Source organism: Algoriphagus sp. (genome assembly GCF_039969895.1).
GTDB lineage: Bacteria > Bacteroidota > Bacteroidia > Cytophagales > Cyclobacteriaceae > Algoriphagus.
Map to the genome: position 1 here is coordinate 198,744 of NZ_JBDVMZ010000012.1, position 13,826 is coordinate 212,569.

The following is a 13,826-nucleotide window of genomic DNA, read 5'->3' on the forward strand; positions in this document are numbered from 1 at the left end:
AACCCCTATGCCAATGAGAAACTTTACTCAGTTAAAGCTATTCAGCATGACATTAATTTTTTGTCTTGGACTGTTTAGCACCGCACTTGCACAGACCCGGGAGGTGTCTGGTGTAGTAATTTCTGGAGAGGATAATTTGCCTCTGCCAGGTGCCTCAATTCTAGTGAAAGGCACTACAAACGGTACTGTCACTGATATTGACGGTAAATTTGCGCTTACCGTTTCTGGACCATCAGATGTACTCGTACTATCATTTATAGGTTTTACTCAGATGGAAGTGCCTGTTGGAGACAGGAGTGTTTTCGATCTTACGTTAATGCCTGACACTAAATCCCTCGAAGAGGTAATTGTAGTAGGTTATGGCGAGCAGAAGAAGGAGACGATTACTGGGTCAGTAGCCACTGTGAAAGGTCAAGAGCTGGTAAAATCTCCTGCGCTGAACCTCTCCAACTCTATAGCAGGACGTATGGCCGGTGTAGTAGCGGTGAACAGAGGTGGCGAGCCAGGATATGATGGTTCCGGAATCAGAATTAGAGGATCAAATTCTCTGGGAAATAATAGCGCATTGGTCGTAATTGACGGAATTCCTGACAGAGCAGGTGGTTTGGAGCGTTTGAATCCCAATGACATCGAAAGCATTTCTGTTTTGAAAGATGCGTCTGCGGCGATTTATGGGTCAAGAGCAGCTAACGGCGTTATACTAGTTACTACAAAAAGAGGATCTACAGGAGCTCCTGAGTTGACTTTTCAAGCAAATCAAGGATGGGCTCAGCCTGCAGTTCTTCCAGGTCTTATCAATGCTCCAGAATATGCCAATGCGCTGAACGAATTAAATATCTATGAGCTACCTACCTCAGAGTGGGCTGCTGCTAACGAAGCGTACAAGCAAAATGGACAATACACTCGTCCAAATGGACAAGTAAGAACTGCTCCATATTCTCCTGAGCAGATAGAACTGTACAGAAATGGAACTGATCCATGGAACTACCCTGATACTGACTGGTATGGAGAAACGCTCAAAAACTGGTCTCCACAGAGCAGATATAACCTACAACTAGTAGGGGGGAGCGAAAATGTTAAGTACTTGACATCCCTCGGCTACCAAAATCAAGATGCTTATTATAGAGATGCAGCTACAGGATATAAGCAATATGACTTCCGTGTCAACCTTGACGCTAATATCAATAAGTATATGAAAGTAGGCTTGGGTATCATGGCGAGAGAGGAAGCTAGATTCTTCCCTACTGTGGGTGCTAGCGCCATTTTCCGTATGCAGATGAGAGGCAAGCCTAATCAGCCTGCATACTGGCCAAATGGCTTACCTGGACCGGATATCGAAAATGGTCAAAACCCAGTGGTAGTCACTACAAACCAGACCGGATATGATCGTGATACACGCGACTACATTCAGACCACGGGTAACTTGGAGATAAAGATTCCTGGTGTGGAAGGATTGAAATTCACTGGTACTGCAGCTATAGATAAGTACATACGTTCTACGAAAAGATGGCAAACTCCATGGACATTGTATCAAAAAGGCAATGGTTTTGAAGCCGATGGAGTAACTCCAGTCTTGGTTCCTAGCTTGAGAGGCCCTGCTGAACCTAACCTAAGTCAGTCAAGTTCTAATCAGTTGAATATACTTTTAGGTGGTGTCTTAAATTATGACAAGACCTTTAACGATGTGCACACGTTGAACGTGGTAGCTGGTGTTAACCGTGAAACTATTGAGGGAGACAACTTTAGTGCCTATAGGAGATTCTTTATATCTACTGCAATTGACCAATTATTTGCAGGTGGAGATCTACAAAAAGACAACAGTGGTGGCGCCTTCGAAAGAGCTCGTCTGAATTATTTTGGTAGAGTTGCTTACAACTATAAGGAGAAATACCTAGCCGAATTCCTTTGGAGATATGATGGTTCCTACATCTTTCCTGAAGATACAAGATTTGGATTCTTCCCTGGTTTGATGTTGGGATGGGTAGTGTCAGAAGAAAATTTCTGGAAAAATTCCTTGGGTAATACCTTTGACTTTTTCAAAGTTAGAGGCTCTTGGGGTCAATTAGGTAATGATCAGATTGGAGAATATCAATTCCTATCTACCTACGGGTTTAGCTCCTACATCATCGGTGAGACAGAATATAAAACTCTCTTTGAAACAAGAGTACCAAATAAAAACATCACCTGGGAAGTTGCCAACAATTCTAACTTAGGTTTTGAAGGTCAATTCCTACAGGGTAAAATATTCTTCGAGTTTGATTTATTTTACAACAAGCGTACTAATATACTATGGCAGAGAAATGCTTCGGTGCCTCAATCTACAGGACTTAGCCTTCCAGCAGAAAACATAGGAGAAGTGGAGAACAAGGGATTTGACTTGAATCTTGGGATTAAAGGCGGTAAAGGAGATTTCCAATATTCTGCTAGTGTAAATGGTGGATATGCTAAAAACAGCATCCTATTCTGGGATGAATCACCAGGAGCGCCAGAGTGGCAAATGTCCACAGGAAGACCAATAAATACCTTCCTGGTATATAAGTACGATGGTGTATTCCCAGATCAACAATCTATCGATGCAGAAACACTTGATTATTCAGCGATCACCAATAACCTGAGACCTGGTGATATGAAGTACCAAGATCATGACGGTGATGGTAAAATTACACCTGACGATAGGGTTCGTTTGGACAATAATAATATTCCATTATTCCAGGGTGGAATCAACTTTAATGCAAACTACAAAGGATTCGATTTGGCCATTTTATTCCAAGGTGCAGCGGGTGCTAGGCAGTTTATCTCTGCTGGAGAATCAGGAAACATTGGTAACTTCCTATCTGACATCTACGATGATAGATGGACTATTGACAATCCAAGCAGCACAGATCCAAGACTTGCTAACAGATCTGATCAATATTGGTCTGGAGGAAATACCTACTGGTTTAGAAGCTCTGATTACATCAGATTGAAAAATGTGGAGATAGGCTATAATATACCTGCAACTCTCACTCAAAAAATAGGAATCAAAAATGCGCGTTTCTATGTGAATGGCTTGAATTTACTCACATGGAGTAAAAACCAAGTATATGATCCAGAATCAGACAATTCTCTGGGTCAATATTATCCTCAAGCAAGGGTAATTAACACAGGTCTTTCTGTTTCATTTTAATTAATTGACAACATGAAAAATAATTTAAAACAAATACTATTAATCCTGACTGCTTGCTTTACGCTGCTCAGTTGTGATAATGATTTCCTAAATACAGATCCACTTGGAGAAATATCCCAAGCGGCAGTATGGACAGATCCTGCATTAGCAGATGCTTTTGTGACTGGTATCTATCAAGGTCTTGGAAATGGTGGTTTTGATGAGCAAATGCTTGCTTCTTTAACTGATGAGGCTATTTTCACGCACCCAGGTAGAGGAATCACTACCATTACAGAAGCGAGAACTAACTCCGCCGATGATGGATGGGTAAACAATACCATCTTCTGGGCGAATATGTACAGTTATATCCGCAGAGCTAACATTGCTATTGAGAATCTATCAGAACCGCAGTTTCCAAATACCAATGGGGTAGTAGATAGACTCATGGGTGAAGCAAAATTCATGAGAGCATATTATTATCATCAATTAGCAAGGTACTACGGTGGAGTTCCTCTTGTAGATCGACCTTACGGTCTGGGGGAAGAGACATACGAAACCCCACGTAATACATGGGAAGAGACGATAAACTTTATCCTAGCTGATCTAGATGATGCGGCTACTTTACTTGCAGGAAAAAATATGGCTTCAGGTAGAGCTTCCGAGCTCGCATCATTGGCTTTGAAATCGAGAGTTACGCTTTATGCGGCAAGTGATCTACATGATGGACCTACAGCAAGTGCCAAATCTTCCTTACTTGCTAGCTACCCTAATTTGGATCTGGTAGCTTATCCAAGTGGTAATAGAGTAGAAAGATGGCAGAAAGCGCAGGCTGCTGCAAAAGCTGTATTAGATAAAGGAATTGGAAATTTATATGGTCTATCCGAGCCAGTTCCCCACGCTGAGGGTATCCAAAACTACATCAACAATTCACTTTCTAGAAATGGGGGCGAAAAAGAGCTGATTTTAGGTAGATATTTCATCAATTTAAAACAAGAAAATGGTGGGCGTCAGGGTCTTTTCAATGGTCCAAACGGCTATAATAACTGGGCAGGAAATAGTCCTGTGCAACTGCTTGTCGATGATTACGAAATGATGGATGGGTCTAAGTTTGACTGGTCAAATCCTGAGCATGCAGCTGCACCTTACGAAAATAGAGATGCTCGTTTTTACGCCTCTATCTTATATGACGGAGCTCAATGGAAACCAAGGTCTTCTGCCAATCAGCCAAGAGATCCTCTAGGACAAATTCAGACGGGTACTTATGAAGTTTCCACCGCTGGAGGAGGTAAGGAAACACACTTCGGATTGGATACTAGAAATAGTCCCATCGAAGATTGGAACGGTAGTTACACAGGCTATTACACTAGAAAGTTTGTAGATCCAGACCCAGCAATTGTAGATCAAAACACTTGGCAAGAAGTGCCATGGCCAGTATTAAGATATACAGAGGCTGTATTGAACTATGTGGAAGCGTCCTTAGAGTTAGGTCAAGAAGATGAAGCTAAAGCTTGGTTAAATCAAATTAGATTTCGAGTAGGCCAGCCTGCGATTACTTCTACAGGAGATCAGTTGGTTGACGATTACCGAAATGAAAGGCGCATAGAAATGGCGTATGAAGAACAAAGATACCATGATGTACGTCGTTGGATGATTCCCGCTGAGACGATTGGTAGAAAGGCAAATATTATCAACATCATTGGTACCCTCAAACCAGGAGCAACTGTCTCAGTTTACAGATACGATCCAACTGTCTATAACTACGATTACGAAGTACAGCTTATCGATCCTGGTAAAGAGAATAGAACTTGGTTGGATAAAATCTATTTTACTCCTATCCTTAGAGACGAATTAAATAGAAACACGCTATTGGTCCAGAACCCTGGATATGATTAATCTTATCTATTCTTAATGAGTGATCTAAGCCATTCCTTTGGGGTGGCTTAGATTATTTAATATTATGAACAACCGAAATCTTACTACAGCTTTGGTTATCAGTTTGTTGCTCGTGTCTTGCTCAGAACCTGACAAGTCAACCCAACCTGGAAATTCTCCGAATCCTCCTCCTCCTCTATTTAATCGTTTGACCTCTGATCATACAGGAATCACTTTTTCAAACAGGATTGAAGAAACACTAAATCTTAATGTCCTGATGTACGAATATCTCTATAATGGTGGAGGTGTTGCCGTGGGAGATCTGAATCAAGATGGATTAGAGGATATTTATTTTTCTGCCAACGTGAGTGGCAATCAGCTTTACCTGAATCAAGGCGAGCTCAAATTTAAAGAAATTACCCAAGCTTCCGGAGTATTAGGAAGATCAGGTCCGTGGAAGACCGGAGTCGTCTTCGTCGATATCAATGGCGATGACAAATTAGACATTTATCAATGCTACTCAGGAAATTTACCTCCTGAAAAACGAACCAATCAACTTTTTGTCAATCAAGGAAATGATCAAAATGGTATTCCTATTTTTAAAGAAATGGGGGCAGAATACGGTGTAGATTCCAATTCACCAAGCACTTCAGCGAGCTTTTTCGACTTCGATCTCGATGGTGATCTGGACCTTTTTCTCCTAAATCATAACACAAAATCCATCCAAAATCAGGATGTGAATCTTACTAAAGTATTACTCAAGGAGAAGCATGAAGCCGGCTCACAACTTTTCGAAAATCAAAATGGAAAATTTGTAGAAGTCACCCAAAAAGCCGGAATCTCTTCTTCTAGTCTTTCTTATGGACTAGGTCTAGCTATTGCTGATATCAATCAGGATGGCTGGCCAGATATCTACATTGGCAATGATTACTCTATGCCCGACTACCTGTACATTAATCAAAAAAACGGCACTTTCAAAGATGAAATCCTTACACGGTTGGGACACACTTCTCACTTTTCTATGGGAAATGATATCGCAGATGTCAACAACGATGGTCTAGTTGACATTTTTACTCTTGACATGCTTCCTGAGGACAATGAGCGCCAAAAACTGCTTATGGCTCCTGATAACTTTGAGCTATTTGAACTGAACGTAAACAAGGGATTCCATCACCAATACATGAGAAATATGCTCCATGTGAATTCGGGAGATGGTACTTTTCAGGAGATAGGGCAATTGGCAGGATTATCCAATACGGACTGGAGCTGGTCCTCTCTTTTCGCTGATTTTGATAATGACGGCTGGAAAGATTTATTCATCTCCAATGGCTATTTGAGGGATTATAACAATCAGGATTTCCTGAAATACATGGATAACTATGTACAAACCTCTGGCGGCCAATTGAAGCGAGAGGATCTTCTCACTATGGTGAAGAATATGCCTTCTTCAAATTTAACCAATTACATTTTTCAGAATAGTGGAGATTTATCATTTCAAAATCAAACCGAATCTTGGGGTATAAATCAGACTTCCAACAGCAGTGGAGCAGCCTATAGTGATCTAGACAATGATGGCGACCTTGATCTCATCATCAATAACATCAACTCGCCCGCCTTTATTTACGAGAATCAAGCTGTTCAGCAAGGCGGGGGGAATTATCTCAAAGTCAAGCTCTCATCTTCATCGGCGAATTCTTCAGCTTTGGGAGCCAAAGTAGAAGTCTATTCCGATGGAAAGATTCAGGTTTCGGAGCAAAATCCCTATCGGGGATATCAGTCCTCGGTCTCCACTAAACTCCATTTTGGCCTAGGGCAATTTTCAAAAGTTGACTCTTTGCTAGTCTCTTGGCCTGGGGGAAAAGTATCCAAGGAATATGGAATTGAAGCAAATCAAACGCTGGAAATAAGTGAAAGCAACGCTGCAAAATCTTCCGCTCCAAATTTAAAATCAGCTAATTACTTTTTGAAGTTAACTACAGAGCTCGCGACTGAAAAGGGTAGAGAATTCAACGATTATAAACGACAGCCATTGCTCATCAATCCTATCTCTGAAAATGGCAAGGCGATGGTTTTCGCAGATTTTACAGGAGATGGTCTAGAGGATTTGTTCGTAGGAGCTGGGTCAAATGCTATTGCCTCACTCTATACTCAACGTGCTGGCGGATCTTTTTTGAAGCAAAACTCGGGTGCTTTTGCCTCCACTTCTCGTTCTGAGGATTCCGATGCGACAGCCTTTGATGCGAATGGGGATGGTCATTTAGACCTATTCGTGGCCAGTGGTGGAGTTTATGATTTCAATGTAGGTGATGAAGCGCTACGAGATCGACTTTACCTCAATGATGGTAAAGGAAACTTCACGATTTCTTCAGATGCTCTTCCAAATGAAGCCTTCCCAACAGGAACTGTTCAAGTTACGGACTTGAATTTTGATGGATCTCCTGATCTATTTGTAGGAGCTCGCATCAATCCAGGGCAATTCCCCACCTCCTCAGGAGGCCGAACCTGGATCAATGATGGCAATGGTAAATTCACTGATCAAACCAAGCAACTCGCGCCTACACTAATCAATTTGGGCATGGTGACTGATTCTGGAGTAGCAGATTTAGACCAGGACGGCAAGCCAGAATTGATCGTACTTGGTGAGGCAATGCCTATTCAAATCTTTTCGTTTCAAGTAAATCAATGGAAAGAATCAACTTTAAATTTCTTCGAAAAGCATGAGTTTGGTTTATGGAATGATCTCACTCTCGCCGATTGGGACGGTGATGGAATCGTGGAGATCTTGGCAGGAAACCTAGGAATTAACACCCAAATCAAAGCCAGCACTTCACAGCCAGCAGAGATCCTCTATAAAGATTTCGATTCGAATGGTTCAGTGGACGCCTTCTTGGGATATTATATACAAGGTGAAAAATACCCGGCAGCTAGTAGGGATGAGATTTTAGGCCAAGTGCTTTTCCTCAAAAAAAGATACCTGGACTTTAAGTCCTTTTCTAGCGTGAAGATGAATGAGCTCTTTACTGCACAAGAACGAAGCGGAGCGAATTCTATTTTCCTGAACCGCTTAGAGACAACTTATTTTGTGAGGAATTCAGCCGGAAAATTTGAATCAAAAACACTTCCTATCCAAGCGCAATTCTCCCCAGTCTATGCCAGCGCGGCTTTGGATATAAATGGGGATGGTAATCTAGATATGATCCTAGGAGGAAATACGGATTATGGTAAATTGTATTTTGGCAAATATGACGCAAACCATGGAGTGGTTTTGCTGGGTAACGGTAAAGGAGATTTTACTAACGCCTCAAAATCCCTAACCGGATTAAATCTTACTGGAAATATCCGAAGAATTATCGCCTCCAATCAAACGCTTTTTATCTATTTAGATCAATCGGCAGTAGGCATCTATTCTATCCATCCATCAAAAACGAACTGATTTTCAAACCCTTTCCTATTATATTTAATACGTTAGAATATTTCATTCAATATGCTAAATAAGAATTCAAAATACCTCGCGATTGGCGCATTGATGCTCATGAGTTTTGATGGAAATGATTCCAATTTTGAGTCCTACACCCAGAAAATCCCAGGCACAGAAGTGACCTTCCAAATGGCGGCAATACCCGCAGGCACTTTCATGATGGGTTCTGAAAATTCACCGAATGCCGATGAAAGACCAGCTCATGAAGTGAAAATAGCTCCATTCTGGATGGGAACGCATGAAGTGACTTGGGATGCTTTCGAGCTATTCTTGGATAAAAACTACGAGTTAGCGATTTCTGAAGGACCTATCGGTGAAATCGTCGATGGATTGACCAGACCTAGTATGCCTTATCTTGATATGACTTTTGGAATGGGAAAAGAAGGCAAGCCAGCCATCGGGATGACTCAGTACGGAGCGATTCAGTTTTGTCATTGGCTGTATCTAAAGACCGGCATTTTCTACAGACTACCTACAGAAGCAGAATGGGAATACGCAGCAAAAGCTGGTTCCACCACCCGATTTTTCTATGGAGATGATCCATCCCAGCTAGGAGAATATGCCTGGACAAAAGAAAATTCCTCCGAAACGACTCATCCAATTGGCAAAAAGAAGCCAAATCCATGGGGGCTTTATGATATCTATGGCAATGTTCTAGAGTGGACTTCTGATCAATATGACCCTGACTTTTATGCCTCATCACCAAATGATAACCCTTCAAATCCATCCAAAGAACTTTACCCAAGAGTAGTGCGCGGCGGAAGTTTCGATACCGAGGCCTCCGAATTGAGCTCTACCAAGCGCTTTGTCAGCTCAGCAGATTGGAAAAGAATCGATCCTCAGATCCCAAAAAGTCAATGGTGGTTTCCTGAAGCTCCATTCTTAGGATTAAGACTGGTTCGCCCACTTACTCCTCCTAGTCCGGAAGAAATAATGACTTACTATCAAGCCGCACCAATAACTGATTACTAACCCCTAATACCTATTCTTATGAAAATTGAAAACACACGTAGAGATTTCCTCAAAACCTCCGCATTAGTTACCGGAGGATTGGTAGCCTCTAATTTTATCTTACCGGGCGCTTATGCCGCCCCTGTAAACGAACTTAAACTTGCAGTGATTGGCTGCGGAGGTCGTGGTACTGGAGCAGCTTTCCAAGCTTTGGCCACTGGACACAACATCAAAGTCGTAGCGATGGCTGATGCTTTCAGAGACAGACTAGACACCGCTCATAAGGCATTATCAGAGAAGTACGGTGATAAAATGGCGGTTTCTGAGGAAATGAAGTTTGTGGGTTTTGATGGATATAAGGACGCAATGGCTCAGGCCGATGTAGTGATCCTAGCGACACCTCCTGGCTTCCGCCCTATGCATTTTGAAGAGGCTGTGAAGCAGGGAAAACAGGTATTTATGGAGAAACCCGTCGCTGTCGATGCTGTAGGTATCCGGAAAGTATTAAAAGCAGCTGAAGAAGCTAAAGCTAAAAAGCTAAACGTTGTGGTAGGGCTTCAGAGGCATTACCAAGCCAATTACATAGAGACCATCAAGCGTATTCACAATGGAGACATTGGAGAAATTATCAACGGACAAGTTTATTGGAATGATGGGGGAGTCTGGGTACGTGAGCGCCAGCCTGGCCAAACCGAAATGGAATATCAGATGCGAAACTGGTATTATTTCAACTGGCTATGTGGAGACCACATCAACGAGCAGCACGTCCACAACATCGATATAGCTAACTGGGTGAAACAAGGTCCGCCTGTCAAAGCAGAAGGAACTGGTGGACGCCTCGTACGCACCGGCAAGGAAAATGGGGAGATTTTTGATCACCACGTACTCACTTACACGTACGCCGATGGGTCCGTGATTCACAGTGAGTGCCGTCACTTCCCGGGAGCACAGAACAGGGTAGATGAAAGCTTCCAAGGAACAAAAGGTACTGCCTATCTCAGCGCAGGTAATTATGGAACGCTGAAAGACTGGAAAGGAAATGTACTATATGAGCATGATCGTAAGAATCAGCCCAACCCGTACCAAGTAGAGCATGATCAGCTATGGGCAGCACTTTTCAACGGAGAATATAAATTTGCCGATGCTCAAAATGCTGCAAATAGCACGATGACTGCAATTATGGGACGATATGCAACTTACTCAGGTAAGCCATTGACTTTCGACGAAGCGATAAACGGTACGATGGATTTAATGCCAGAGAAATTAGCTTGGGATGCCATGCCTAAGGTATTGCCTGGCGCAGATGGATATTATCCGCATGCTATTCCTGGAAAAACAAAAGTTGTTTGATCATGGAAAGAAGAGGATTTATAAAAAAAATAGGATTGGGAAGTACGCTTCTGGGTGTTTCTGGAGCTATTAGTATACCTTCATTTGCCGCTGGAAAAGCTGAGCCAACCTTCAATATGGATTTTGCCCCGCACTTCGGGATGTTCAAAAACTCTGCCCCAGGAGGAATAGTGGATGAGTTGAAGTTCATGGCCGACCAAGGTTTCAGATCTTTGGAAGACAACGGCATGCTCAAAAGATCTGTTGAAGATCAGACCTTAATTGGCAAAACGCTAGAATCTCTAGACATGCGCATGGGAGTCTTTGTAATAGAAGGTGGCGACAATTGGAAAACATCCCTAACCACAGGAAAACAAGAATACATTGACACCTTTGTAGATACCTGCAAGAAATCCGTGGAAGTAGCCAAGCGGGTTGGCGCAAAATGGATGACTGTAGTTCCAGGCTATTTTGAAAGAAACCTTCCCATGGGTGTTCAAACAGGGAATGTCATCGAAGCATTTAAGCGCGGAGCAGAAATATTTGAACCTCACGGGCTAGTAATGGTCATGGAACCTTTGAGTGACAATCCAGACCTTTTTCTACGTCATGCAGATCAGTCTTATATGATTTGCAAGGCTGTGGATAGCCCTTCCTGCAAGATTCTTTATGATATCTATCACATGCAGCGCAACGAAGGAAACCTGATCTCGACGATGCAAAAAACATGGGAGGAAATCGCCTACATTCAAATCGGTGATAATCCAGGCAGAAAGGAACCAGGAACAGGAGAAATCAATTATAGCAATGTATTCAAATTCATCCATGAAAAAGGATTCAAGGGTGTGATGGGGATGGAACATGGAAATGCCTCTCCTGGAGTAGAAGGGGAGAAAGCGCTGATCCAAGCCTACAGAAAAGTTGATATAGTCTGATTTGAAATAAATATGATCAAAAGTAAATTACTAGCGCTATCAGTTTTGATAGCGCTTTTTTCCTGCAAAAATTCTGAGGAGCAACTAGCAGAAAAGCCCACTGGATGGGAAATCCTCGAGACACCAGTACAGTCCTCGCTCAGAGGTCTTTCCCCTCTTACCAATGAAATAGCGTGGGCCAGTGGAAGCAATGGAACATGGCTCAGAACCATAGATGGAGGAAAAAGCTGGGATCACGGAGTAGTAGAAGGACTAGACACTGTGGATTTCAGATCCATTTATGCCTTTGACGCAATGACAGCACTCGTAGTCTCTGCTGGACAGCCAGCGGTAATTTATAAAACCACAGATGGGGGACAATCTTGGAAACTGAAGCACCAGGAAAACGAATATGCATTTCTCGATGGAATTAGCTTTTCCTCACCTACCAGAGGATTTGTAATTGGTGATCCCAACGAAGGAAAATGGACCATCCTCCAAACCGCCAATCAAGGAGATACATGGTATCCTGTAGATTCGCTGCCCGAAGCCGCGGAGGGTGAGGCAGCATTTGCGGCAAGTGCTACCTCCTTACTAGCTGAAGGGAATAGTCTTTGGATAGGTACCGGTGGCACACAGTCCAACCTTCATTTTTCGAAAGACATGGGAGCTACCTGGGAAAAGTATCCCAGCCCTTTTATTCAAGGTGAGTCTTCCCAGGGCATTTTTTCATTAACAAGTATGGGGGGGAGGAGAAATCGTCGGTGTGGGAGGTGATTATCTGAATGAAGAATGGCGTGAAGCTATAGCTGGTATGTATATTTCTAGTAAAAAAGAATGGATAATGCCCCAGCAAGCTCCAAGAGGATATAGGTCTGGGGTAGTTTACTTTCCCATGCAAAAATGGTTGATAGCAGTAGGTCCCAGCGGTTCAGATTATTCCAGTGATGGAGGAATTGCATGGGAGCCAATATCAGACGAAGGGTTTCATGCTGTTCAAATGGGTCATGCAGATGGTTCCATATGGGCATCAGGGATTAACGGAAAAATAGCTAAATTGAAGTATTAAAATCTTAAAGAGCTTAAAAAAACTCACTACTTCTAGCAAATCTACTAATTCAAAACTTACAAAAGATTTGCATATTGATGCAGTTTTGAAAACCACCTATTAGTATCTTTAAGAGAATCCTTATTACCAACTCAATCCTGAATTTTAGAAAAATGTTTGAACTTATCCCATCCATATGGCTTATCAACGGAAAATGTGTCCGACTTAAAAGAGGTGATTTTTCTACTGAAGAAGTGATTTCAAATAACCCATTGGAGATTGCTCAGGCTTTTGAATCTATAGGAATAAAGAGAATCCATCTGGTGGACTTGGATGGTGCACGTAGAGGTGAACCAAAAAATTACCATATTCTGGAAGCCATAGCTGGATATACTTCTTTGAAGGTTGATTATACCGGGGGCATCACTACGCATGGAGATGTAATCAAATGCTTTGAATTTGGAGCAGCTACGATTACCGTCAGCTCTGTAGCAGCTAATCATCCAGAGCGCCTCGAGCAATTCCTGCTTACCTATGGCCGAGAAAAAGTCAACCTAGCTGCCGATATAAATCCATCAGATAATAAAATTAAAATCAGAGGATGGCTGAAGAAAACCGAGATAGACCTTTTTGATCACATTGATTTCTTCTATGAGAGAGGCTTAAAATACCTGAAATGTTCTGATGTGTCGAGAGATGGAGTAATGGAAGGCCCTAATTTCGCTCTATTTCAAACCATCCGTGAGAAGTTTCCTGAAATTCATCTTGCTGCCAGTGGCGGTGTGAGAGGAGTGGATGACTTTAGGCGTCTTAAAGAGATGGGGGTTTCAGCAAGTGTATTTGGCAGAGCTTATTACGAAGGAATGATAACTCTGGAAGAGCTCAATGCATTTCTATTGGAGAATTAAATTACACAATCCGCAATCTTGCCGGTGCTCAAAATTTCCTTGCTCATCCGGCTCGAAGTGAGAAGATCCGTAACCGGTGCAGCCTCAATTCTAAGGTTAGACACATCCTATACTAATTTTGACACTTTATTGGGGACCAAGCGGATGTACATAAAAAAAGAGACTTGGAAAAAGTCTCTTT

General features: G+C 42.3%; 9 protein-coding genes. All 9 read left to right on the top strand.

The window, feature by feature from the left end; translation table 11 throughout:
• Positions 1-46: 46 nt before the first annotated feature.
• The 9 genes from ABJH64_RS07030 (at position 47) to ABJH64_RS07070 (ending at position 13,645) form a co-directional block, all read left to right on the top strand.
• Positions 47-3,166, top strand: coding sequence for a TonB-dependent receptor (locus ABJH64_RS07030; protein WP_348275011.1), 3,120 nt, complete (start codon positions 47-49; stop codon positions 3,164-3,166).
• 12 nt (positions 3,167-3,178) lie between these two features.
• Positions 3,179-5,038, top strand: a complete 1,860-nt coding sequence (locus ABJH64_RS07035; RefSeq protein ID WP_348275012.1) for a RagB/SusD family nutrient uptake outer membrane protein — start codon at positions 3,179-3,181, stop codon at positions 5,036-5,038.
• Positions 5,039-5,102: 64 nt separating this feature from the next.
• Entirely contained in the window at positions 5,103-8,450 is a 3,348-nt protein-coding gene (locus ABJH64_RS07040; protein WP_348275013.1) for a VCBS repeat-containing protein, read from the top strand.
• A gap of 93 nt (positions 8,451-8,543) precedes the next feature.
• Entirely contained in the window at positions 8,544-9,467 is a 924-nt protein-coding gene (locus ABJH64_RS07045; protein WP_348275038.1) for an SUMF1/EgtB/PvdO family nonheme iron enzyme, read from the top strand.
• An 18-nt stretch (positions 9,468-9,485) separates the two neighbouring features.
• A complete protein-coding gene (locus ABJH64_RS07050; RefSeq protein ID WP_348275014.1) occupies positions 9,486-10,796 on the top strand; it encodes a Gfo/Idh/MocA family oxidoreductase in 1,311 nt (436 codons plus the stop codon).
• A gap of 2 nt (positions 10,797-10,798) precedes the next feature.
• Positions 10,799-11,710, top strand: a complete 912-nt coding sequence (locus tag ABJH64_RS07055; protein ID WP_348275015.1) for a TIM barrel protein — start codon at positions 10,799-10,801, stop codon at positions 11,708-11,710.
• Between the two features lie 12 nt (positions 11,711-11,722).
• A complete protein-coding gene (locus ABJH64_RS07060) occupies positions 11,723-12,466 on the top strand; it encodes a YCF48-related protein (RefSeq protein ID WP_348275016.1) in 744 nt (247 codons plus the stop codon).
• Between the two features lie 67 nt (positions 12,467-12,533).
• Positions 12,534-12,758, top strand: a complete 225-nt coding sequence (locus tag ABJH64_RS07065) for a hypothetical protein (RefSeq protein WP_348275017.1) — start codon at positions 12,534-12,536, stop codon at positions 12,756-12,758.
• Between the two features lie 152 nt (positions 12,759-12,910).
• Positions 12,911-13,645 (top strand): 1-(5-phosphoribosyl)-5-[(5-phosphoribosylamino)methylideneamino] imidazole-4-carboxamide isomerase, encoded by a 735-nt coding sequence (locus tag ABJH64_RS07070; protein ID WP_348275018.1) that lies wholly within the window; start codon positions 12,911-12,913, stop codon positions 13,643-13,645.
• Positions 13,646-13,826 lie beyond the last annotated feature (181 nt).

Bases quoted from the DNA above. Each gene is read 5' to 3' on its own strand.
- ABJH64_RS07030 (WP_348275011.1), top strand. From the start codon at position 47: ATGACATTAATTTTTTGTCTTGGACTGTTTAGCACCGCACTTGCACAG.
- ABJH64_RS07035 (WP_348275012.1), top strand. From the start codon at position 3,179: ATGAAAAATAATTTAAAACAAATACTATTAATCCTGACTGCTTGCTTT.
- ABJH64_RS07040 (WP_348275013.1), top strand. From the start codon at position 5,103: ATGAACAACCGAAATCTTACTACAGCTTTGGTTATCAGTTTGTTGCTC.
- ABJH64_RS07045 (WP_348275038.1), top strand. From the start codon at position 8,544: ATGCTCATGAGTTTTGATGGAAATGATTCCAATTTTGAGTCCTACACC.
- ABJH64_RS07050 (WP_348275014.1), top strand. From the start codon at position 9,486: ATGAAAATTGAAAACACACGTAGAGATTTCCTCAAAACCTCCGCATTA.
- ABJH64_RS07055 (WP_348275015.1), top strand. From the start codon at position 10,799: ATGGAAAGAAGAGGATTTATAAAAAAAATAGGATTGGGAAGTACGCTT.
- ABJH64_RS07060 (WP_348275016.1), top strand. From the start codon at position 11,723: ATGATCAAAAGTAAATTACTAGCGCTATCAGTTTTGATAGCGCTTTTT.
- ABJH64_RS07065 (WP_348275017.1), top strand. From the start codon at position 12,534: ATGCCCCAGCAAGCTCCAAGAGGATATAGGTCTGGGGTAGTTTACTTT.
- ABJH64_RS07070 (WP_348275018.1), top strand. From the start codon at position 12,911: ATGTTTGAACTTATCCCATCCATATGGCTTATCAACGGAAAATGTGTC.